The sequence below is a fragment of the Flavobacterium pallidum genome (assembly GCF_003097535.1).
Classification (GTDB): Bacteria; Bacteroidota; Bacteroidia; order Flavobacteriales; family Flavobacteriaceae; genus Flavobacterium; species Flavobacterium pallidum.
Genome location: NZ_CP029187.1, coordinates 2,892,189 through 2,915,992 on the forward strand (window position 1 = coordinate 2,892,189; position 23,804 = coordinate 2,915,992).

At 43.8% G+C, this 23,804-nt stretch carries 23 protein-coding genes; 14 read left to right on the plus strand and 9 right to left on the minus strand.

The annotated features are described in order from the left end of the window. The first annotated feature begins 19 nt into the window (after positions 1-19). The 6 genes from HYN49_RS11980 to HYN49_RS12005 all read left to right on the plus strand — a co-directional run bounded on the left by HYN49_RS11980 (position 20) and on the right by HYN49_RS12005 (position 5,327). Positions 20-418 carry an OsmC family protein gene (locus HYN49_RS11980; RefSeq protein WP_108905060.1) on the plus strand — a complete coding sequence of 133 codons (399 nt, stop codon included), beginning with the start codon at positions 20-22 and terminating at the stop codon, positions 416-418. Positions 419-445: 27 nt separating this feature from the next. Beyond that, positions 446-1,204 (plus strand): Rossmann-like and DUF2520 domain-containing protein, encoded by a 759-nt coding sequence (locus HYN49_RS11985; protein ID WP_108904335.1) that lies wholly within the window; start codon positions 446-448, stop codon positions 1,202-1,204. After that, entirely contained in the window at positions 1,188-1,715 is a 528-nt protein-coding gene (locus tag HYN49_RS11990; protein ID WP_108904336.1) for a KdsC family phosphatase, read from the plus strand. Before HYN49_RS11985 ends, HYN49_RS11990 begins: the two co-directional genes overlap by 17 nt. Positions 1,716-1,808: 93 nt before the next feature. Then, positions 1,809-3,023 carry an RsmB/NOP family class I SAM-dependent RNA methyltransferase gene (locus HYN49_RS11995; protein WP_108904337.1) on the plus strand — a complete coding sequence of 405 codons (1,215 nt, stop codon included), beginning with the start codon at positions 1,809-1,811 and terminating at the stop codon, positions 3,021-3,023. A 10-nt stretch (positions 3,024-3,033) separates the two neighbouring features. Further along, a complete protein-coding gene (locus tag HYN49_RS12000; protein ID WP_108905061.1) occupies positions 3,034-4,137 on the plus strand; it encodes an endonuclease in 1,104 nt (367 codons plus the stop codon). Between the two features lie 116 nt (positions 4,138-4,253). Beyond that, the gene (locus tag HYN49_RS12005) at positions 4,254-5,327 is read left to right on the plus strand and encodes an endonuclease (RefSeq protein WP_108904338.1); all 1,074 of its coding nucleotides are present in this window, start codon (positions 4,254-4,256) and stop codon (positions 5,325-5,327) included. Between the two features lie 111 nt (positions 5,328-5,438). Here the strand turns inward: HYN49_RS12005 and rho are convergent, their stop codons facing one another. After that, positions 5,439-7,280 carry a transcription termination factor Rho gene (gene rho, locus HYN49_RS12010; protein ID WP_108904339.1) on the minus strand — a complete coding sequence of 614 codons (1,842 nt, stop codon included), beginning with the start codon at positions 7,278-7,280 and terminating at the stop codon, positions 5,439-5,441. A 185-nt stretch (positions 7,281-7,465) separates the two neighbouring features. Between rho and HYN49_RS12015 the strand changes: the two genes are divergently transcribed. Continuing rightward, on the plus strand, positions 7,466-7,876 hold the full coding sequence (locus tag HYN49_RS12015; protein WP_108904340.1) for a DUF4293 domain-containing protein: 411 nt from the start codon (positions 7,466-7,468) through the stop codon (positions 7,874-7,876). A 100-nt stretch (positions 7,877-7,976) separates the two neighbouring features. Here the strand turns inward: HYN49_RS12015 and HYN49_RS12020 are convergent, their stop codons facing one another. Beyond that, a complete protein-coding gene (locus tag HYN49_RS12020; RefSeq protein ID WP_108904341.1) occupies positions 7,977-8,471 on the minus strand; it encodes a metallophosphoesterase family protein in 495 nt (164 codons plus the stop codon). Positions 8,472-8,620: 149 nt separating this feature from the next. Between HYN49_RS12020 and truA the strand changes: the two genes are divergently transcribed. The 6 genes from truA (at position 8,621) to HYN49_RS12055 (ending at position 17,334) form a co-directional block, all read left to right on the plus strand. Beyond that, positions 8,621-9,391 carry a tRNA pseudouridine(38-40) synthase TruA gene (gene truA, locus HYN49_RS12025; RefSeq protein WP_108904342.1) on the plus strand — a complete coding sequence of 257 codons (771 nt, stop codon included), beginning with the start codon at positions 8,621-8,623 and terminating at the stop codon, positions 9,389-9,391. A gap of 2 nt (positions 9,392-9,393) precedes the next feature. After that, positions 9,394-11,157 (plus strand): ABC transporter ATP-binding protein, encoded by a 1,764-nt coding sequence (locus HYN49_RS12030; RefSeq protein WP_108904343.1) that lies wholly within the window; start codon positions 9,394-9,396, stop codon positions 11,155-11,157. A 3-nt stretch (positions 11,158-11,160) separates the two neighbouring features. Then, a complete protein-coding gene (locus HYN49_RS12035) occupies positions 11,161-11,811 on the plus strand; it encodes a DUF2238 domain-containing protein (RefSeq protein WP_245892179.1) in 651 nt (216 codons plus the stop codon). A 95-nt stretch (positions 11,812-11,906) separates the two neighbouring features. Further along, positions 11,907-13,292, plus strand: coding sequence for a dihydrolipoyl dehydrogenase (gene lpdA, locus HYN49_RS12040; protein WP_108904344.1), 1,386 nt, complete (start codon positions 11,907-11,909; stop codon positions 13,290-13,292). Between the two features lie 316 nt (positions 13,293-13,608). Next, positions 13,609-15,543: an SPFH domain-containing protein gene (locus HYN49_RS12045; RefSeq protein WP_108904345.1), complete on the plus strand. Its 1,935-nt coding sequence runs from the start codon at positions 13,609-13,611 to the stop codon at positions 15,541-15,543. 393 nt (positions 15,544-15,936) lie between these two features. Further along, entirely contained in the window at positions 15,937-17,334 is a 1,398-nt protein-coding gene (locus tag HYN49_RS12055; RefSeq protein ID WP_245892182.1) for an alpha-amylase family glycosyl hydrolase, read from the plus strand. A gap of 46 nt (positions 17,335-17,380) precedes the next feature. On the opposite strand, the gene HYN49_RS12060 is transcribed toward HYN49_RS12055, so the two are convergent. Continuing rightward, entirely contained in the window at positions 17,381-17,995 is a 615-nt protein-coding gene (locus HYN49_RS12060) for a porin family protein (protein WP_108904346.1), read from the minus strand. A 55-nt stretch (positions 17,996-18,050) separates the two neighbouring features. Next, positions 18,051-19,178, minus strand: coding sequence for a cysteine desulfurase family protein (locus tag HYN49_RS12065; RefSeq protein WP_108904347.1), 1,128 nt, complete (start codon positions 19,176-19,178; stop codon positions 18,051-18,053). Positions 19,179-19,272: 94 nt separating this feature from the next. On the opposite strand from HYN49_RS12065, the gene HYN49_RS12070 reads away from it, so the two are divergent. Further along, positions 19,273-20,247, plus strand: a complete 975-nt coding sequence (locus HYN49_RS12070) for a hypothetical protein (protein ID WP_108904348.1) — start codon at positions 19,273-19,275, stop codon at positions 20,245-20,247. Positions 20,248-20,343: 96 nt separating this feature from the next. On the opposite strand, the gene HYN49_RS12075 is transcribed toward HYN49_RS12070, so the two are convergent. From HYN49_RS12075 to HYN49_RS12095, 5 genes are all read right to left on the minus strand, one after another. Further along, positions 20,344-20,889, minus strand: coding sequence for a Smr/MutS family protein (locus HYN49_RS12075; RefSeq protein WP_108904349.1), 546 nt, complete (start codon positions 20,887-20,889; stop codon positions 20,344-20,346). Continuing rightward, positions 20,879-21,064: a hypothetical protein gene (locus HYN49_RS12080; protein WP_108904350.1), complete on the minus strand. Its 186-nt coding sequence runs from the start codon at positions 21,062-21,064 to the stop codon at positions 20,879-20,881. The genes HYN49_RS12075 and HYN49_RS12080 overlap by 11 nt, the downstream gene beginning before the upstream one ends. Before the next feature lie 92 nt (positions 21,065-21,156). Continuing rightward, positions 21,157-21,624 carry a DUF5362 family protein gene (locus HYN49_RS12085; RefSeq protein ID WP_108904351.1) on the minus strand — a complete coding sequence of 156 codons (468 nt, stop codon included), beginning with the start codon at positions 21,622-21,624 and terminating at the stop codon, positions 21,157-21,159. A 338-nt stretch (positions 21,625-21,962) separates the two neighbouring features. Then, entirely contained in the window at positions 21,963-23,207 is a 1,245-nt protein-coding gene (gene rocD, locus HYN49_RS12090; protein ID WP_108904352.1) for an ornithine--oxo-acid transaminase, read from the minus strand. 179 nt (positions 23,208-23,386) lie between these two features. Next, a complete protein-coding gene (locus tag HYN49_RS12095; protein WP_108904353.1) occupies positions 23,387-23,797 on the minus strand; it encodes an OsmC family protein in 411 nt (136 codons plus the stop codon). Positions 23,798-23,804: the final 7 nt, after the last annotated feature.

The window sequence follows — 23,804 nt, forward strand, 5'->3', positions numbered from 1 at the left end:
AAAATCAACACAAACAATTATGGTCAGGATTTCAGCCAGGATCGGCACAACGAATTATACTACCCACATTAAGGGTTCCCATCAAATCATCGCCGACGAACCAGCGGAAAAAGGAGGCTCGAACCAAGGCCTTAATCCTGGCGAACTGCTCGCAGCTTCCCTTGCTTCCTGCAGCCTTATTACCATCCGGATGTATGCGCAGCGGAAGGAGTGGGATTTAACAAGCGCTTACGTTGAGATTTCCTATGACCATGATATTAAGGAAAATACCGCTAATATGATCAAGCATATTACACTGTCAGGAAACCTGGATGAAGAACAGCGCCAACGCCTCAAATATATTGCCGGGAAATGCCCTGTGCATCGCATCCTTGAAAAGTCGGTCACAATCGAAAGTTTCCTTACTGATGCGGTGTAATCACGAACTTTTCAATAATTTTGCGGCATGATAAAAGTCAGTATTATTGGCTCCGGAAATGTCGCCGGGCATTTGGTTCAGGCTTTCGCCAAAAGCGACTCGGTAGAATTGATACAACTTTTTTCAAGAAAGAAAGACGCTGGTATTACATTACCTGAAAATATTTCATTGGTTCATGATTTTGCTGCACTGGAAGAAGCGGATTTGTACATCATTGCCGTCACCGATGGCGTTATAGCTGAAATTTCAGGTGAACTGCCTTTTAAAAACCGTTTGATAGCGCATACATCAGGTACCATGCCACTGGAAACGATAGGCGATGATAACCGCAAAGCCGTTTTTTATCCGCTGCAGACCTTCAGTAAAAACAAGGCAGTTGATTTCCGGGAAATCCCGATTTGTATAGAAGCGCAGTTTGCAGCTGATTTTCAGCTTTTGGAAAGAACTGCAAGGGCCATTTCGGATAAAACTTATGCGATCAATTCAGACCAAAGGAAAGCACTGCATGTTGCAGCTGTTTTTGCAAACAATTTCACCAATCATTTGTACCAGATTGCAGATGAAATCTGCCGCGAAAACCAAATGCCGTTTGATATCCTTAAACCGCTGATTGTCGAAACGGCTTCAAAAATACTGCAACTCTCCCCTTCCGAAGCGCAAACAGGGCCTGCAAAACGCAACGACAGTAAGACCATTGCCGCCCACGAAGCCTTTTTATCAGATTATAAAAAAGACATTTACCATATTTTAACCGAATCGATCCAACAACATGGCAAAAAGTTATAAAGAAATCATGAACGGCATCACGACATTCATTTTTGATGTCGATGGCGTATTGACCGACAGTACCGTACACGTGACACAAAGCGGCGAAATGCTGCGTACGATGAACATCCGCGACGGATTTGCAATGAAGGCTGCCGTGGAATCCGGTTATCACGTAGGCATTATTTCCGGCGGCAGCAGCGAAGGCGTTCGCATCAGGCTGCGCAATCTGGGGATCACCGATATTTACCTGGCCTGTCCCAGCAAGACCGATACCTTTAAGGAATATACCGAATTATACGCCATCAAGCCTGAGCAGGTACTGTATATGGGTGATGACATCCCGGACTACCATGTAATGAAATTAGTCGGGTTACCGACCTGCCCGAAGGATTCCAGTCCGGAAATCAGGGAGATCTCCAAATACATTTCGCATAAGGATGGCGGGAAAGGTGCCGTCCGAGACGTGATTGAACAAGTGATGAAAGTGCAGGGAAAATGGCATGTGTATTATGACGGAAAGCATGATTAGCAGGCAATCGCAGCGAACAGTTTGCAGATTACTGTCGACTGAGACCGCCAACTGAGACTAAAAGATTACCTTTGCACCCTTTTAAATACAACAATGAGATTACACAGAAACTTAGTTTATACCACGATTGATTCACTGAACGCTATTTTCAATGAGGGGGAATATGCAGATAAAGTCGTTGCAAGGGCTTTGAAGAAAGACAAGCGCTGGGGAAGCCATGACCGAAAGTTTGTGGCCGAAACGATTTATGAAATCGTGCGCTGGAAACGGTTATATGCTGAAATCGCAGGCGTAAAAGAACCTTTCGACCGTGATGATATATGGAGGGTATTCGCGGTTTGGGCCGTGTTGAGGGGTTACCCGATCCCGGATTGGAGGCAATTGGAAGGCACGCCGGAGCGTAAAATCAAGGGGCGTTTCGATGAATTGTCGAAAATCCGCACTTTCCGTGAATCCATTCCCGATTGGATGGATGAAATTGGTGTAAAAGAATTGGGCGAAAAGAAATGGACACAGGAAATTGCCGCTCAAAACCAGCCTGCAAAAGTGATTTTGCGTGTCAATACCTTAAAAACCACAAAAGAAAAGCTGCACGCCATCCTGATGGATCTGAATATTGAAACCGAATTCCTTAAAGACCAGCCTGATGCTTTGGTATTAAAGGAGCGTGCTAATGTTTTCCTGACAGATGCTTTTAAAGAAGGATTGTTTGAAGTCCAGGATGCCAGTTCGCAACTTGTAGCGGCATACCTCGATGTAAAACCGGGAATGCGCGTTGTGGATACCTGCGCTGGTGCTGGCGGAAAAACGCTGCACCTTGCCTCGCTCATGGAAAATAAGGGGCAGCTGATTGCGATGGACTTATACGAAAGCAAACTGAAACAATTGAAGCTGCGTGCCAAAAGAAACGGTGCCTTCAACATCGAATATAAAATTATCGATTCGACTAAAGTCATCAAGAAATTACAGGAAAAAGCTGACCGTGTCCTGATTGACGCGCCCTGCAGCGGATTGGGTGTTTTGAAAAGGAACCCTGATGCCAAGTGGAAATTACAGCCGGAATTTATCGATAACATCCGTAAGGTACAAGCGGAGGTTTTGGAAAGCTACAGCCGTATCGTGAAGCCCGGAGGGAAATTGGTTTACGCTACCTGTTCGGTCTTACCTTCTGAAAATCAGGAACAAATCAAGCATTTCCTTACGACAGAAAACGGTAAAAACTTTACCTTTGTAAAAGATGAAAAAATCCTCGCCAGTGAATCCGGTTTTGACGGTTTCTACATGGCATTGCTCGAAAGAAAAGCTTAATCCTGAAATTATGAAAAGAATATATACCTTAATCCTTATTTTTTGTATTACTGTCGGATTTTCCCAACCACCGGCAGGATATTACAATTCGGCTACCGGAACCGGACTTACACTAAAGACCCAGCTTTACAATATCATCAAGAATCATAACGATCAGGGGTATAATGCCATCGATAATTTTTTCACGTCACATGATATCGATATTTATTATGAGGATGATAACACTATTTTAGATCCGTATTCGGAAAAGCCTGCTGGAGCTGATGCCTACAATTACCAGCCGGATCAGGCTAATGACATTTGCGGGAATTATAATAGTGAAGGGGATTGCTATAACCCGGAGCACGTCATTCCGCAATCTGTTTTCAGCCAGTCAGCACCCATGCGCGGTGATGCCCATCATTTGCTACCGACGGACGGAAGGGTGAATAATTTCCGCAGCAATTATCCATTTGGTGTAGCAAATACATTGGTCTCACAAAGCGGGATCACCAATCCTACTACTAATGGATCAAAACTTGGAAGCAATTTAAACAGTGGTTATTCAGCAGGATATAGCGGAACGGTATTTGAGCCGATTGATGAATTTAAGGGCGACATCGCGAGAATCTATTTTTATTTTACAACCCGATACCAGAACATCATTGCAAACTGGAACAGCTATGCGATGTTTACACCGAATAATTCCGGAACGGTCATTGCACAGCCTTTCCTGAACATCCTCCTGACATGGAATATCATGGATCCTGTCAGCCAGAAGGAAATTGACAGGAACAATGATGTTTACCAATACCAGGGGAACAGGAATCCGTTTGTGGACAATAACAATTACGTCAGCATGATCTGGGGAGCGCCGCTGGATATGGAAGACCTTGATCTGGAAAGTGTATCGGTTTATCCGAATCCTGCAGAAAACCATCAGGTAAATATCAGTTCAGGGTTCCATTTAACCCAGCTTCAGCTGATGAACATCAACGGGCAGATTATCCGACGCATCGAAAATCCTGTATCAAAAAGCAGCGTATACACCCTGGATAATTTGCCTCAGGGATTTTATCTTCTTAAAATCACATCTGACAATAAATCGACGGTTAAGAAAATTATCGTAAATTAATTTGTAAGCAACCGAGAGGCTATGTTGGTATATTCCGCAACATTTTTACAATCAGCCGTTAAAATTTTAAATAATTCAAATAAAGCATATACATTTGCGGGCTGAAATTTTTAAATATGAAAAAAATACTATCGCTTACCGCCTTGCTTATCACGGCTTTAAGCATCGCTCAGGCGGGTGCTCCTGCAACTTATTATAACGGTTTTAACTGGACGCTTACGGGAACGGCTATGAAAAATGCCCTGGCGACAAAAATCATCACGACACACACAGAGCAATTGTCCTATACACCAGGGATTTGGAACGCTTTGAAAATAACTGACAAAGATCCTAATAATTCTTCAAACGTACTTTTGGTTTATGGCTGGGAAAACGGCAGCGACGGGGATGTGACCAATGATCTCTCCAGGGATAAAAATTCGAACGGCGGTGCTGTTGGCGAATGGAACCGCGAACATACTTACGCACAATCTATAGGAACTCCTGACCTTGGCACTTCAGGCCCGGGCTCTGATGCACACCATTTAAGGGCAGCCGATGTACAACGCAACGGAAGCCGTGCCAGTAAAAAATTTGCTGCCGGCAGCGGAAATTCAGGTGCCGTAACAGGAGGCTGGTATCCCGGAGACAACTGGAAAGGAGACATTGCAAGGATGATGATGTACATGTACCTGCGTTACGATGACCGGTGCCTGCCAAAAAATGTAGGTGTGGGAACCGTATTGACTAATGATTCCAACATGATTCAACTGTTCCTGCAATGGAATGCTGAAGATCCGGTTTCGGCGGTTGAAGACCAAAGAAATACTTATCTTGGAAATGCAAATAATACGTATGGGCAGGGAAACCGTAACCCATTTATTGATAATCCATACCTTGCCACTGTAATCTGGGGCGGCCCTGCTGCGGAAAACCGTTGGCCTGCCGTTTTCCTTGGCATGGAAAACTATACGCTGGATCAGGCTGCAGTGTATCCAAATCCGTCAAAAGACCATAAGATCAACATCCAGGCTAAGGTCGCTTTGGATGAAATCGAACTGATCAACCTGAATGGCCAACTGGTGCAGAAAATCGTAAAACCAGTTATGGACAACAACAATTACACACTCAGTAATCTTCCTACCGGGTTTTATTTATTGAAAATGACTTCGGACAACCAATCAACGACGAAGAAAGTAATTGTGAACTAGTTACTGAGTTACTGAATGCAAAAATAAAAAAACCTGATAGCGCTTATGCTGTCAGGTTTTTTATTTTATATTTTTTAAATCTGTCGGAAAAGCTCAGCAGCTCAGTAGCTTCTAATCATTCATAGAAATCAAAAATTCCTCGTTATTTCTCGTTTTCTTAAAACGATCGTTGATGAAATCCATGGCTTCCACAGGATTCATATCAGAAAGGTATTTGCGCATGATCCACATACGCTGCAATGTTTTTTCGTCCAACAGCAAATCGTCACGACGCGTACTTGAAGACGTAAGATCGATGGCCGGAAAGATACGCTTGTTTGCAATTTTTCGGTCGAGCTGCAATTCCATGTTGCCGGTTCCTTTGAATTCCTCAAAAATCACTTCATCCATTTTGGAACCCGTTTCGGTCAATGCTGTAGCAATGATGCTTAAGGAACCTCCATTTTCTACATTACGGGCTGCACCGAAGAAACGTTTCGGTTTTTGCAGGGCATTCGCATCAACACCTCCCGAAAGTACTTTCCCTGAAGCAGGCTGAACAGTGTTATAAGCCCTTGCGAGACGCGTAATCGAATCCAAAAGGATCACCACATCGTGCCCACATTCCACCAGTCTTTTTGCTTTTTCCAAAACGATGTTTGCAATTTTCACGTGTTCCTGCGGCTCACGGTCAAAAGTCGAGGCGATCACCTCTCCCCTGACGTTGCGCTGCATGTCTGTAACCTCCTCGGGGCGTTCGTCAATCAACAGCACCAATAAATACGCTTCGGGATGGTTGGATGCAATGGCATTGGCAATATCCTTGAGCAGCATTGTCTTACCGGTTTTTGGCTGTGCTACAATCATGCCTCGCTGTCCTTTACCGATTGGCGAAAACAAATCGATGATACGCGTTGAAATGGAGCTTCCTTTTTCGGCCAGCCTGAATTTTTCCTGTGGAAATATTGGGGTAAGGTGCTCAAAAGACACACGGTCACGGACTACCTGAGGATCATGCCCGTTGATTTTCAACACTTTTACCAATGGAAAAAACTTCTCCCCTTCTTTTGGCGGACGCACTACGCCTTTTACGGTGTCTCCGGTTTTTAAACCAAACAGGCGGACTTGTGAAGTCGACAGATAAATATCATCCGGTGAAGCCAGGTAATTATAATCAGACGAACGCAGGAAACCGTAGCCATCTGGCATCATTTCCAGTACGCCTTCGCTTTCAATGATTCCGTCGAACTCATAATCTGAATCCCGGAAATTGTTTTTCTTGCCCTTAAAATTCGGGTTGGTTTCGTTCCTTTCGGTTCCGCCACGGGACTGGTTGCCATTCGGAGCATTATTTCCGTTCTGGTTTCCATTAGCATTTTGGGCGGAATTGTTGTTGTTTTGTTGATTCGGGTTTTGCTGATGCTGTTGCTTCTGATTTGGCTGCGCACGGCTCGGCTGCGAATCGGGTTGGTTCGGATGCTGACTTTTACCAACAATCTTCGGCTTGTTCCCCTGAACCGGTTCTGTTTCCGGCTGTGGCTCAGAAACTACAGATTCATTTTCTGTAACGGGAGCCGGCTGGTCATTGGTGCGGTTCTTTTTTTCGAACTTGTTTTTCTCGAATTTATTTTTACGGTCTTTCTGCTGTGGTATGGCAGGAACGGTTTCGTTTGCCATTACTGGATTTTCGTCAAATAACGTAGCATTTTCCTGTGCCTTGTGCTGTATTTCCGGAGTTGGCCCGTCGACAGCTTCTTTATCGTTCTTTGTAATCCTGATTCGTTTAGACTTTGTCTCTTCGGCTGCAGGTGCCGTATTGGGCTGAGACGTTTCTGCGGAAGCGGACTGACTTGCGAGGATTTTCTCGATCAATGCTTCTTTTTTTACGCCTGCAGTTTTGATGTTTTTAACCAATTTGGCAATTTCCTGAAGCTCAGTAAGCTTCATTTCTTTTAATGCAGAAATATCAAACATGAATGTTATTTGAATTAATTAAGTAGAGTAATTCGGAATGGATGGTGGTGAATTTTTTTTGAAAATGAATATACCGAAGAATGAAGTACTTACGGTTCTATACTGCAATAATACGAATAATATTTCAGCATACAATAGTAATTATTAAAAAGAAAATATATTTTTGTGCCTGAAATTACAACAGCATGCTGCAAAGAATCCAAACTGTTTATATGGCTATCGCACTGATCGTGACGGGCGCGTTGCCATTTGTTTTTCCTTTATGGAAAGTCGACGGGAAGGACGTATTCTTTATGTCAGAGGGAATTTATGTGCCCCTTTTCGGGTTAAGCACGGCACTTTCCGTCATGGCAATTATTTCTTATGCAAAAAGACAAAACCAGTTTGTGATGAACAGGCTGAATATCATATTGAATTTAATTTTATTAGGATTATTTGTTTACCGCTCGCTAACTGTATCCGGAGTAACCCAAAAGGTTCCTGAGAAGGGTATTGGGATGTTCCTCCCTATTGTTGCTATCGTTTTTTTGGTCTTAGCCAATAAAGCCATCAAGAAGGATGAAGATCTCGTAAAATCTGCCGACCGGTTGAGGTAAACCTATAAACTTAGTTTATTAGTGCGAAGGAAAGCCTGGATGAAAGTCCGGGCTTTTTTTGTAGTTGGCAGCTACTGAAAACTGTGACTGCGACTGTAAACTATCTCTTCCCTAATTCAATCACCTCCAGATCGCTAATCTTTTCCCCATCAATCACAAACCTTAACATCGTCCTGACCTGATGGAAACCGCTGATTCCGCAGGCTCCGGGGTTCATATGCAAAAGACTGAGTTTCTTATCAAACATCACTTTAAGGATATGCGAATGCCCGCAAATGAAAAGTTTCGGAGGATACAATGTGATTTCATTGCGGATTTCCTGGTTGTATTTCCCCGGATAACCACCGATATGCGTGATCCACACATCAACACCTTCACAGAAAAAACGGTTGTGCAGCGGAAATTCCATGCGCGCCTTGTCGCCATCAATGTTGCCATAAACTGCACGAAGCGGCTTGATTTTCTTTAAAGTATCCGTGACAATCAAATCACCGATATCGCCGGCATGCCATATTTCATCAGCCTGCGCGGCATATTTCAGTATCTTTTCATCGATATGGCTGTGGGTGTCGGATAAAAGCAGTATTTTTTTCATGAGTGCCAAAGTTACAAATTCCCACAGCACACTACTTTGACTTTCTGCACTAAATTCCTAATCCATAATTCATAATTCTTAATTACCTTTGTCTTTCGGTCCGATATGGCGAACTAACTGCCTGCTGAGGCTGCGACTGCAAACTTAACATGCGCTACTTTATTGAATTTTCCTATAACGGCACTCATTACCACGGCTGGCAATCCCAACCCAATGCTATGTCCGTACAGGAGGTTTTAGAAAAAGCCATGTCAGTCATTTTTAGCCAAAAGATCTATTTGGTTGCTGCCGGACGTACTGATACCGGAGTTCATGCTAAAAAAATGTACGCGCATTTCGACATGGGGCCTTTGGAATCGATTCCGGTTTTGGTGCAAAAGCTCAATTCCTATCTTCCGAAAGATATTGCCATTGCTGATATTACCAAAGTTCACGATGATGCCCATGCGCGTTTTGATGCGATAAAGCGCACTTATGAGTATCATATTTTCACCAAAAAAAATGTTTTCGGGAATGAAACGGGCTGGCACTACGAGCTTCCGCTGGATGTCGAAGCGATGAACATGGCAGCGGCGATGCTTCTGGATTACACCGATTTCCAGTGTTTTTCAAAAGTGAATACAGACGTAAATACATTCAATTGCAAAATCACAGAAGCCTATTGGCACACTGAAAATAATGCTTTAATCTTCAGGATTTCAGCAGATCGGTTTTTGCGCAATATGGTACGTGCGATTGTAGGCACTTTAGTCAATATCGGCAGGAATAAGATTTCGGTGGACAGCCTCAAAAGCATTATTGAAAGCAAAGACCGGAGCAAAGCAGGGTTTTCAGTCCCCGCACAAGGGTTGTTTTTAACTGAAATAGATTATCCGTATATCGCAGATAATAATAGTCAAATCCCAAATTCCATCATCTAAAAATGAGCGGCGCAAAAGCATTCGATTCCCGCGTATTCAAACGCATCATGGTGTATACAAAACCATATCGCGGCAGGTTTAACGGTGTCATTGTATGGGCCGTCTTACTGGCGGTATTTGCAGCGCTGAGGCCGGCATTGCTTAAGGGAACCATCGACGATTACATCAGCAAGAAGGACGAACTCGGATTATTGTATTACATCCTTGCCATGGGCGGCGCGCTGATTATGGAGGTGCTTTCGCAATTTTATTTCGTGTATTGGGCGAATTGGCTCGGACAGGATATTATTCGTGACATCCGGAACAAATTGTTCCGCCACATGTTTACATTCCGCATGAAATATTTCGACATGGCTCCCGTGGGGCAGCTTGTGACAAGGACCGTTTCGGACATCGAAGCCATTGCCAAAATCTTCAGCCAGGGACTTTTCATGATCCTGAGTGATTTGGCTAAAATGGTGGCGCTCTTATTCCTCATGTTTTACCTGAACTGGAAACTGAGCTGGATTGTCATTATCGCGATGCCTATCCTGGTATACATCACCCGGATATTCCAAAAGAAGATGCAGCTTGCGTTCGAGCAGGTCCGCAACGAGTTATCAAACCTGAACACCTTTGTACAGGAGCGCGTTACGGGTATGAAGATCGTGCAGCTTTTCCACCGAGAGGAAATTGAATATGAGAAATTCCGCTACATCAACAACCGCCACCGCAAAGCGTGGATCAAGACCGTGTGGTATAACTCGATCTTTTTTCCTATAGCCGATATGATTTCGGCATTGACACTGGGTTGTGTGGTATGGTATGGCGGTTTGCGGATTTTGGGTGGTGATACGACCACCACATTCGGGGATTTGTTTTCCTATACGATGTTCATTACGATGCTTTTCAATCCGTTGCGGCAGATTGCTGACAAATTCAACGAAATGCAAATGGGGATGATTGCTGCCAACCGCGTCTTCGACATCCTTGACAGCGAAGACCAGGTGCAGGATGATGGTGTGACGGAAGCCCCATCATTTACCGGAAATATTGAATTTAAAGACGTACACTTTGGATATATTGAAAACGAGGAAGTCATTAAAGGCATTAATCTTAAAGTAAAAGCTGGTGAAACCATCGCTATTGTCGGTTCTACGGGTGCCGGAAAATCGACCATCATCAACCTGATGAACCGGTTTTATGAAATCAACAGCGGGGAAATCTGTATTGATGGAAGCAACATTCGTGACTATCGACTGGAATCGCTTCGAAACCAAATTGGTGTGGTATTGCAGGACGTTTTCCTTTTTGCGGATACTATTCTGAACAACATTACGCTGAACAACCCAGCCATCAGCCGGGAACAGGTCATTGAAGCGGCGAGGAAGATCGGTGTGCATGGTTTTATCATGAGCCTTCCCGGAAACTATGATTACAACGTTAAGGAACGCGGCGCGATGCTCTCATCAGGGCAAAGGCAATTGATTGCGTTCTTACGCGCATACGTCAGTAATCCCGCCATCCTGGTGCTTGACGAAGCGACATCTTCCATCGATACCTATTCGGAGGAACTGATACAGCGCGCCACGGAAACCATCACCAAAGGCCGTACATCGATCGTGATTGCGCACCGTCTCGCCACCATTGTCAATGCTGATAAGATCGTCGTGATGGACAAAGGACTGATCGTTGAGCACGGTACACACCAGCAATTGCTTGCGATTGAAGGCGGCCACTACCGGAATTTGTATGATTCCCAATTTTTAACCGAAGTAAAAAACTAAATTATGCCATTTACCATTGCCATTTCCCGGGAAAGAAAAATGCTGAAACAAAACCGATGGCTACAGGCGTTCATTGTCGTATTTGTCATTTGTTGGATAAATTCTTATATAGGAAATACGGACACTTCGAACTGGTTGCTGGAAAACACGCTCGTATTCCTATTCCTCGGCTTCCTTATTTTTACGTACAAAAAATACCAGTTCAGCGACCTGAGTTATTTATTGATTTGCATTTACCTGTGCCTTCATGTCTATGGTTCGAAATACACTTACGCAGAAAATCCTTTCGGATATTGGCTGAAAGATGCGCTTGATTTACCCCGAAACCATTATGACCGTATCGTGCATTTCAGCTTCGGGTTCCTGCTCGCCTACCCCATGCGTGAAATGTTCCTCAAATGGCTGAAATTCCCTGCATGGGTCGCCTGGACATTGCCCATCGAGATCACTTTATCCATCAGCGCATTTTATGAATTGATTGAGTGGGCCGTTGCCGACATATTGTTTAAGGAACAAGGCGCTGCCTATCTCGGCACGCAAGGCGACATCTGGGATGCGCAGAAGGATATTTTCCTGGCATTTTCCGGGGCGATTATTGCTACGACAATTGTATCTGTCATTAAGAAAGTGGGTAATATTAATGAAGCACAGTGATTTTCCACTATACGGTCCAACGGTCTTTTATCTTTCCTCTTTAAAAATAAATCCTTATTTTCGCTAACTCAAATTCATTAGAAAAACACTTAAAAATGAAATACGATATTATAGTTTTAGGAAGTGGCCCGGGCGGATATGTAACTGCCATCAGGGCATCGCAACTTGGTTTCAAGGTTGCTGTAATCGAAAAGGAAAACCTCGGCGGTATCTGCCTGAACTGGGGTTGTATCCCTACAAAAGCATTGCTGAAGTCGGCACAGGTTTTTGATTACTTAAAACACGCTTCCGACTATGGACTCACGATCAAAGAATATGACAAAGATTTCAACGCAGTGATTTCACGTTCGCGCGGTGTGGCAGATGGCATGAGCAAAGGCGTGCAGTTCCTGATGAAAAAAAATAAAATCGATGTGATTGAAGGTGCCGGAAAAATCAAGCCGGGCAAGAAAGTCGACGTAGATAACAATGGTACCGTTACCGAATTTACCGCAGATCACATCATTATCGCTACAGGCGCACGCTCACGAGAATTGCCGAACCTGCCACAGGACGGTAAGAAAGTCATCGGGTACCGCCAGGCCATGTCATTGCCTGACCAGCCGAAATCGATGATTGTTGTGGGTTCAGGTGCTATCGGTGTCGAATTTGCACATTTCTACAATTCCATGGGAACTGATGTTACCATCGTAGAATTCCTTCCCAATATTGTGCCTCTTGAGGATGAAGAAGTTTCCAAGCAAATGGAACGCTCCATGAAAAAAGCCGGTGTAAAGATCATGACCAATGCATCAGTAGAGAAAGTCGACACTTCCGGCAACGGCGTAAAAGCTACCGTAAAAACTGCCAAAGGTGAAGAAATCCTTGAAGCCGACATCCTGCTTTCCGCTGTCGGAATCAAATCGAATATTGAAAATATCGGTTTGGAAGAAGTGGGTATCGCCACCGACCGCGATAAGATTTTGGTAAACGATTTCTACCAGACGAACATTCCGGGTTACTATGCCATCGGTGATGTTGTTCCTGGTCCTGCGCTTGCTCATGTCGCTTCCGCAGAAGGGATTACCTGTGTCGAAAAAATCGCAGGCCTGCATGTCGATAAGATCGATTACGGAAATATCCCGGGATGTACTTATGCTACGCCGGAAATCGCCTCTGTAGGCTTAACCGAAAAACAGGCCAAAGAAAAAGGGTACGAACTGAAAATCGGGAAATTCCCATTCTCCGCTTCCGGAAAAGCAAAAGCTTCCGGTGCCGCTGATGGTTTTGTAAAAGTGATTTTTGATGCCAAATATGGCGAATGGCTGGGCTGCCACATGATCGGCGCAGGCGTTACCGACATGATTGCTGAAGCTGTTGTCGCCAGGAAACTGGAAACTACGGGCCACGAAATCATCAAATCTATCCACCCCCACCCAACCATGAGCGAGGCAATTATGGAAGCGGCGGCTGCAGCGTATGATGAAGTGATTCATTTGTAGTTGCTTAGTGCCTTAGTGCCTTAGTGCCTTAGTGCCTTAGTGCCTTAGTGCCTTAGTGCCTTAGTGCAAACTTCGATTTTGAAATATTGAACCGTCCTTTTGGGCGGTTTTTTTTTGTTATTATTACAGTGCCTTCAAAACTCAGGCACTCAGGCACTTTTTGACAAAACCACCACATTTGAAGCAAAAGTCCTCAGTTTCTGAAGGGTTTCCCATCAAAATCAACATAAACTAACGATGTTGCGTTAATCCCTGAAATCTTCTAAACAATTTCTTAAATCCTTAGTAATTTTACACTACAAAAATTCAACCAAAAATGACAACAATTCTTGCTTCTTACTGGTGGGTGCTCCTCGTCCTGCTGGGTATTCTTATGTACAAATTCGTACTTCGTGTGTTCTTCGGTATGGTGATCGTACCTGAAGATAAGATTGGTCTCGTGACCAAAAAATTCGTGCTTTTCGGCACTGAAAAATCATTGCCCGATGGTCGTATCATCGCCACTAAAGGCGAAGCGGGTTTTCAGGCAAAAACATTGGCTCCGGGTTTATACTGGGGCATGTGGATTTGGCAATACAGCGTCGATATGACTGCATTTACGATCATTCCTGAAGGCAAAATCGGTCTGATATTGAGTAAGGACGGCAGGGAAATCCCAACAGGTCGTATCCTCGCGCGTAAAGTGGACTGTGACAATTATCAGGATGCCACGGCATTCCTTAACAATGGAGGGCAAAAGGGAAGGCAGACAGCGTTTATCACTACCGGTTCTTATCGTATAAACACTTTCTTATTTGAAATCGTGATTGCAGACCAGATCAAGATTTTCGAAAATATGATCGGTGTGGTTACGGCACTTGACGGCGACCCGATTCCGCAGGGACAAATTGCAGGTAAGAACGTAGAAGGCCATAATAATTTCCAGGATGTCGATTTCTTCCTGAATAATGGCGGAAACCGCGGACTGCAGCCACAGGTAATGTTGGCAGGTTCTTATTACATCAATACCTGGGCCATCCAAATCGAGCAAAACCCTATGACCGATGTACCGATCGGGTATGTAGGCGTCGTAATATCGTATATCGGTGAAGATGGGCTGGACGTTACCGGTGAGCATTTCAAACACGGAAATATCGTATCCAAAGGCCAGCGCGGCGTATGGATGGAGCCACTGGGTCCCGGAAAATATGCCCTTAATAAATATACGACCAAACTTGAACCTGTACCTACGACCAATTTAGTACTGAACTGGGCGGATGCACGCAGCGAAGCGCATAACCTCGACCACAACCTTTCTACCATTACGGTGCGTTCCAAAGACGGTTTCCCGTTCAACCTTGATGTTTCGCAGATCATCCATGTACCGGCGAATGAAGCCCCGAAAGTCATAGCCCGTTTTGGAAGTATGACCAATCTGGTCTCACAGGTTTTAGAGCCTACAATCGGGAATTACTTCAGGAACTCGGCTCAGGAAAGCGACGTAATTTCTTTCTTAAGCACACGTAAAGAACGTCAGGAGTCTGCTAAAAACCACATCAAGGTGGTGCTCGACGAATACAATGTGAATGCAGTCGATACGTTGATCGGCGACATCGTTCCGCCGGATTCATTGATGAAAACCCTCACAGACAGGAAACTCGCCGAAGAAGAACAGAAAACATACCAAACCCAGAAAATGGCCCAGGAGCAACGCCAGGGAATGGAAAAGGAAACCGCCATTGCCGACATGCAGAAGGAAATCGTACGTGCATCCCAAAGCGTCGAAATCGCACAAAGGACTGCCGATGCTACGGTAAAAAAAGCGGAAGGTGATGCCACAAGTTTGAAATTAAACGTCAATGCGGAAGCGGAAGCCACTAAAATGCGCGCCAATGCAGAGGCAGAAGCCACGAAAGCCCGTGCCGGTGCACAAGCGGAAGCGACCAAACTCAACGCCAGTGCCGAAGCTGAAAAGATTTCAAAAACCGGTCTTGCCGAAGCCGAAAAAATCATGGCCATCGGTAAATCGACTGCGGAAGCCTACCAATTACAGGTTTCTGCTATGGGCGGTGACAATTTCACCAAGTATAAAATTACCGAGGAAATCGGCAAAGGTAAAATCAAGGTCATTCCGGACGTATTGATTTCAGGGAACAATGGCACAGATGGCTCTATCAGTGGCTTATTGGGCATGAAACTGATGGAAATGATGGATGCTAAAGACGAGGCTAAAAAGCCTGCAACGAAATCAAACCCACCGAAAGAAGCATAATCATTCATATCATACGGAAGCAATAAAGACCGTTCCTTCACAGGAGCGGTTTTTTTTTTGCGTGCAATCCTGAAAAACAATCTTGTAAAGCTGTAAAAAACTACTTTTCAGTCTCGTTTAATTTTACATGCAAATTGCCTTTAAAATGAAAAGACGGATCAAGCGTTCCAGGAAAAACAGCAAACGGAAAAACCGGCTCGGTGTGAAAAATTCACTTGTAAATAATATCAACGCACGGCGCAGAAAAGGTGTTGCAAGGAGCAAACGGAAATCGCATATTTCCAAAAAAGCTTACAAAGCCATGAGGGAAAATTGGAAAAAATAAGAAAAAATGACCGCTGCACAATACTGTCGGCGGATTTTTATATCTTTAAATACCTTAACCCCAAAGACATGAAACAGCTATTCGCTTTTATGATCCCTGCTGCCCTGCTGCTTGTTTCAGGCTGCAATTCATCAACCAAAGACGGAGCTACAAATTCAAACGACCGTTATAAACCAAAAGAATATGTCGAAATAAAGCATCCCGATTGGACCAAAAATGCGACGATTTATGAAGTGAATATCCGCCAGTATACCCGTGAAGGAACATTTAAGGCCTTCGAATCACACCTGCCAAGGCTGAAAGCTATGGGAATCGATATTATCTGGCTGATGCCAATCCATCCTATTGGTGTTGAAAAAAGGAAGGGTACTTTGGGAAGCGAATATTCTGTCAGGGATTATTTTGGGGTGAATCCTGAATTCGGTACCGAAGCCGATTTTAAGCATCTTGTTGATAAAATTCATGCCATGGGGATGCACATTATTATTGACTGGGTCGCAAATCATTCTGCGTGGGACAATCCGCTGGCCAAAGAACATCCTGATTGGTATTCGAAAACCCCGGAAGGACATTTTCAGCCGACACCTTGGTATGACTGGGATGATGTGATCGATTTTGATTACGAAAAGCCGGAACTCCGCAAATACATGACTGGTGCTTTGGTATATTGGGTTAAGAATTTCAATATTGATGGGTACCGCTGCGACACGGCAGGTTTTGTCCCGACCGACTTCTGGGACAATGCCCGCGCTGAACTTGATGCAGTCAAGCCTGTTTTTATGCTTGCCGAATGGGAATCGCGCGACCTCCATAAAAAAGCATTTGACATGACTTATTCGTGGACCTTATTTGAAAAAATGACTGCCGTAACCAAAGACAAAAAAAGTATGGCCGGTCTTGTAGAATATATGGCGCATGATGTGAGCACTTTCCCGCGCAACGGCTACCGCATGCTGTTCACAGACAACCATGACATGAATTCGTGGAATGGGAATATGGTTGCCAACTTTGGTGCGGGACTTAAAGCATCAATGGTATTGTGTACCCTCATTAACGGCATGCCGCTGGTATATGGAGGGCAGGAAGCGGGACTGGCACGTTCCCTGAAATTCTTTGACAAAGATGAGATTGACTGGTCGGAATTTCCGTATGCTCCACTATATACCACACTTTTTGGCCTCAAACACCAGAACCATGCGTTATGGAACGGAAACAGCGGCGGCGTAATGGTACGCATCTTTAATGACAAACCGGATCAGGTCATTTCATTTTCAAGGGCAAACGATGGGGACCAGGTTATCGCAATAGTCAATTACAGCGATAAACCGGCAACGGTAACACTGGATTCGAAATACCAGAAAGGGAATTATACCGAGCTTTTTACAAACAAGGAAACATCGATTCAGGGCGACGATATATTTGAGCTGGACCCTTGGACTTATCAGGTGTTGGTAAAAAGGAAATAAAAAAAGTCCCGTTGCATACGGGACTCTTTTTTTGTTATTTGAACTGTTACTTCAGTAGGAAATTCAATCCGATATTAAAGGCACCCCTGTCGTTGCTGATACCATTACCAAAATCATCTTGAAGGATTTCACTGAAACCTGCCTGTTCGTCATATTCTATAAAAAACTTCAGTTTGTCTGATACCGGAATTTTCACCCCAATGCCCAAGGCCAAACCAAAATCATTACTCTTGTAATAATCTTTCACATCCAAATCATAATTCGTTGCTTCCGCCTTAAGCAGGAATCCGGCATACGGCCCAAAATTCAGGTACCAGTTCCTTTTTTTACCAAAATGCCAGTTGGCCATGACAGGTACGGTCAGGTAATTCAACCTGAAATCAGTGATTAAATAATTGCTCCCATCAGTAATATAGCCGTTGTTCCATCCTTTTTGGTCATAATATAATTTTGCCTTAATACTCCATCGGTCGGAAAAATAAAAATCGGCTCCTGCACTGACATTAAATCCTGTTTTGGTGTCCGCCTGGTTTTCAGAAGTGCGCGCAGTAGAGAAGTTTACTCCCGTTCCGAAAGCAAGCTCGATATCACCTTTAGCCTGAGCCAATACGCCAAGTGTACATCCGCAAAATACGATTGCGGTAATCAATAGTTTTTTCATATGTGTTTTAATTTGTTTGTGGCAAACATAATGCTTTTTTACTGATATCGATTTATCAAATCATCATCAGCGCCTTCACCAATTCATCGATGTCGTCCTGTGAATTATAATGGCTGAAGGATATCCGCAGGCTGGGTTTCTCAAGATCACTACCACCCAGCATTTCCGCTAGCACATGCGACGGTTTTGGGCTTCCGGACTGGCAGGCGCTGCCGCGTGATACTGCGATACCTTTCATATCGAGGTTAAACAGGATCATGGATGTTTTTTCAGGTGAAAAGGGCAACAGCACATTCAATATGTTGTATAAAGTAAAGTCTGCATTTCCATTCACTTTCATTTCTGGAAACCGGCCTGACAATTGATCAAAGGCATATTGCTTAACCGACCTGATGTGGCTTTCATCAGATTCAAGTTGCGCATAAGAAAGTTCGAGCGCTTTTGCCATCCCCGCAATATTATGCACTGATTCCGTACCAGGTCGCAATCCTTTTTCCTGCTCACCTCCGAAAAAAACAGGATTTATGGCGAGCCCTTTCCTGATGTAGGCAAATCCGATACCCTTAGGGCCGTGGAATTTATGCGCACTCGCCACCAGGAAATCTATTGGAAATTGCTGGACATCAATCCTGAGTTTCCCGACAGACTGCACCGTATCGGAATGGAAATAGGCTCCATAAAGTTTGGCCATTTTAGCAACAGCTTCAATATCTGTAATGACTCCGGTTTCATTGTTGACATGCATCAATGATACTAAAGTAGGTTTATCCTGCGAAAGCAAAGACTCCAAATGCGCCATATCAATGCCGCCATCAGGAAGTATTTTTACATAATCTACAATCACCCCGTACTCTTGCCCCATCCTTTCCACAGCATGAAGCACCGCATGATGCTCGATTTTTGAAGTGATGATGCGCTCAACTTTAAGGTTTACAACTGCATTACGTATAATCCAGTTGTTTGCCTCAGTCGCGCCTGACGTGAATATGATCTCACCGGCATGGGCATGAAGCTGGGCGGCAATCGCTTTGCGGGACAATTCTATGGTATTACGGGAAATCCTCCCAAAACTGTGTGACGACGACGGGTTTCCAAAATCATCTGCCAGTATCCTCATCATTTCTGCTATGACTTCAGCGCGGACCTGGGTTGTGGCAGCGTTATCTAAATATATTTTTTTCATCGGTGCAAAGCTAAGGAATTTGTGATTTCATTGTGAAGTGCGGCCCGCGAATTCCTTTTTTTTTACTTATTTTTGCTCAAAATAGAAAAAGGACATGAAGAAATTTCTGGTTTTATTATGTTGCAGTATCCTGCTTAACAGCTGTAATGACGGGGATATTAAAGTAGAATCATTCGATTTTGAATCAGCACAGACGCGAACCTGCGGAGAAGACACCAACGACTTTTTCTTATACAAATACAATGGAAATGAAGCGCTCATTATCCAGGTCCCGCAAACAAGGTTCATCAATAAGGAAACGCCGGCGGATACGCCTATCCAGATTCCGATTACAGGTACTGTACAAGTAATTTACAGGGTATATGACGGACCAATAACAGCTTCTACGCTTTGCAGCAACATTCCGCCATCGACTCCAAAAGTAATCGACGAATGGAATGCAGAAGGCGGTACCATTGAAATCACAACAAGAGCTGTCAATACTGAAGTGGCAGCAACCGGTGAGAGCCTCATTACGTCGTTCAGCCACAACATCATCTTTAAAAATATCACTTTTAACCGCGGGAACGACGAACATCAGACGACAGAGCAAATTAATTTTGGCACCTATACCACGCTGAACCGCAACAAGCCGGTAGATTTTACGAATATCGAAAATGTACAGACCTGTACTACAAACAACCTGCTTTATAAATTATCAGGAAACCAGATACTCGCTTTAAATCTGGATCAGGCCACTTTAGATACACTCTTTGCCAATGAGGCTACTACTATAGGAAACCCGAGACAGTTTTACATCAATGGCGAAGGACAGCTTTTATTTGTGGTGTATAGCAATGTCATCACCCAGGATATTCTTTGCAGCGGCAATGTAGGTGCCATTTCAGAAATATGGAATGCCCAAAACGGAGTGGATGGCATCAGTGGGCTCGTTGAGGTGGAAACTACTACCAGTGGCAGCAATTTCATCCATACCATCCATTTTAGGAATGTAAAATTCAAAAATACTGACGGATTGGAATTCACATTTGGCACGAATTATCTTTTCGGGGAATACGTTACGAATTAAGATATGGGGTTTTAAGACCGCTGCGCTTTAGATAATCAGATTTTCTGGTTACGGACAATCATTCTTATAATCTTACAGTCTTAAAATCCTACAATCCTAATTCCTCTTGGCATTCTGCCTGAAATAAATCTCCGTAGCGCCGGCGCCGTACTTTTGGAAATTGGCATCATGGAAATCAAGGTTGTCATACCGGCCTAAAAGGAAATCCAGTTCCGCTTTGAGCACTCCCTCTCCCACCCCATGTATGAATACGATTTTAGGGATGCGGTTGCTGATCGCAAAATCAATATGGCGTCTGGCCGTTTCAACCTGCAGGTTCAGGATGTCAAAATTATTCATTCCGCGATGGTTCTTCACTAATTTTTCAATGTGCAGGTCAAATTCGGGTACCGGAAGTTCTTTTGTCTTTTTCTCTTTGACAAAACTCCGTGGTTTCGGAATTTCTTTTTCCTTCAGGATTTGGTTCATATTCCCGGGCGAAAAATTAATTTCGGACCCACTTACCTTCAGCAATTCCTTTTGACGGAACGTAAGTTCAAAGCCATCCGTAGTTTCCACCTTCACCTGGTCGCCCTGCATGCCGATTACGATGCCCTCGATATCATCATCCAGTACCATTATTTTATCGCCTTTACTGAACATCATCATCATCTTTATCCTGGTTTTTACTTGGGATCTTAGCGCTTAGCCGCATCATGCAAAACATAAAAACGGCAACCGCCCCAATCATCACGTACACATTCGGCTGCGCTTTGCTCTGTTCATAAAGTGCCAGAAATATTGAAACGAATATCAGTGGAATCAGTATTTTTTTCATGTGGTGCATTTTGGCCTAAAAGTACGGACTTTCCAAACAAAGAAAAAATCCGTTCCGGTAGCCGAAACGGATATAAAAATATTCGTGGAGCATTAAGCACCGGCTCCCGAGATAAACGCCACAATCATCAGTAAAAAGGCCAATACATAAATGGATAGGAAGATAATCGTAAATATCCCTACGAATTTATAATGTGATTTCAGGTATTCTAACGAATTTGTGAGGTACTCCGAGCTGTTCTCGCGAAACGCTTTCTTCAGGTTTACGGCAAACTTGTTCAGGTAAAAAATCGGGAAAAACATGATTGCGATGGCAATGATCATTATAACCGATAAAATTCCGACACTGATTTCCTGCACACCTTCATTGGCACCGGCGGGATTGATCAGCGATGAATTTCCGGTGATTATAATGGCCAGCGTCAAAAGCACCATAAGTCCCAGGTATACAAAACCGATGATACTTAAAAAATTGGCCCATTTTCCTACTTCCCTAAGGAACTCCTTACCGGAATCGGTTAATTGCATTTCAAATTTTTCAAACGAAGAATTGCCTTCCATAATGTTCAGTTTTAAAAGTTAATTCTCAAATTTAACAAAATAGCGTCGATAACGCTTTTCAGGCCTAAAAAGTTTTAAACAAAAGCAAATCCTTGAATCAACTAAAAATTTTAATAAAGTAAAATATGTAACTTTAACAATTGCTGTGGATTTTGCACACCTAAAGAAGAATTTAATTTTGTAGGGATGACATTATCCCCTTCCCTGAAGGTAAAATACAATTTTCCCGCGACATTGTTTTACGTAAAACACACACCTATTGTTAAACTTCCAGCTGAATTAATCTATACCTTAATGCAGCACTCAAACAAAAAACCCGCTTTAAAAGCGGGTTTCTATTATTTTTCAAATTCTTTCAGCGTTTTAATGATAATGCTGATGCAATCTTCCAATTGCTCTTCAGTCATGACCAACGGCGGAGCAAAGCGGATGATATTGCCATGCGTCGGTTTGGCCAAAAGTCCGTAATGCGCCAAACGCAGGCAGATATTCCATGCCGTATCGCTTTCTTCTGTGTCATTAATCAGGATCGCGTTAAGCAGTCCTTTGCCACGCACCAGCGTTGCTATACCCGATTCCCTAATATAGTCGCCTATTTTTTCCCTGAAGATATTCCCCAGATATGCCGCATTTTCAGCAAGGTTTTCATGCTCCACGACTTCCAATGCCGCTACGGCTACCGCTGCTGCCAGTGGATTTCCGCCAAAAGTCGATCCGTGTTGCCCTGGCTTGATCACATGCATCACATTGTCATTGGCCAAAACAGCTGAAACCGGATAAACGCCGCCTGAAATCGCTTTCCCTAAAATCAGGATGTCCGGCTGTACATTTTCATGGTGTACCGCAAGCAATTTACCGGTACGGGCAATACCCGTCTGCACCTCATCGGCAATAAATAAGGCATTGTGCTTTTCGCAAAGCGCTTTGGCTTTGGCAAGATAACCGTCAGCTGGTACATAAACGCCCGCTTCACCCTGTATCGGCTCCACAAGGAAACCGGCAATATTGTTGGTTGATGACAAAGCCTGCTCCAGAGCCTCAATATCATCATAAGGAATTTTAATAAATCCTTCGGTATATGGCCCGAAATTCTTACGTGCATTCTCATCATTTGAAAACGAGATGATCGTAGTAGTCCTTCCGTGGAAATTGCCTTCGCAAACGATGATCTGCGCCTGATGTTCAGCAATGCCTTTGACTTCATAAGCCCATTTACGGCAAAGTTTCAGGGCGGTTTCAACTGCTTCAGCGCCGGTATTCATTGGCAAAACTTTATCAAATCCGAAATATTCACAGAGGAATTTTTCATAAATACCCAACCTGTCATTGTGGAAAGCTCTTGAAGTCAGCGTCAATGTCTGCGCCTGGTTGATCAGTGCTTCCACGATATCCGGATGGCAATGGCCCTGGTTTACTGCGGAATATGCGGACAGGAAATCGTAATACCTTTTCCCTTCTACATCCCACACATACACGCCTTTCCCACGGCTTAACACTACAGGCAACGGATGGTAATTGTGCGCGCCATACTTGTTTTCAATCTCGATAAATGCTGCTGAACTGATTTTTTCTAAAACTGACATTAATACTGATTTTTAGAATAAGTTTTTACAATTCCTTCTTATGGAGAGAAATCATCCGTTTGTCGCGTAAAAGTAATATAAAATTGAGAACCTTATATTTTTTGCAAATATATTCAAATATGCCTGAAAACGCCCCATTCCCTTTTGGAAATGAGGCGCACTCAGAATGAAATTTATCTTTAAAGCAAGGTCGCTGTAGAAGAGATTGCTGTGTTAAGCAATTTGGAGATCGGGCAATTCTTTTCGGCTTTCTCCACAAGTTCCTGGAATTTATCTGCAGTAATACCGTTCACTTTTCCATTCACGGTCAACACCGAACTGACGATGGAGCCGTTCTGAAAATCGATATCGCATTTGGTTTCAATACTTTCGATCTCATAGCCTTCCTCGCTGATATATGCCGAAAGCTGCATCGTAAAACAGCCGGAATGCGCTGCTGCTATAAGCTCTTCAGGATTTGTCCCGATGCCGTCCTCAAAGCGGGTCTTGAAGGAATACTGTGAATTGTCGAGTACTTTACTTTGTGTAGTGAGCCTTCCGTTTCCTTCTTTCAGGGAACCTTTCCAGACTGCTGTTGCATTGCGTTTCATATGAAAA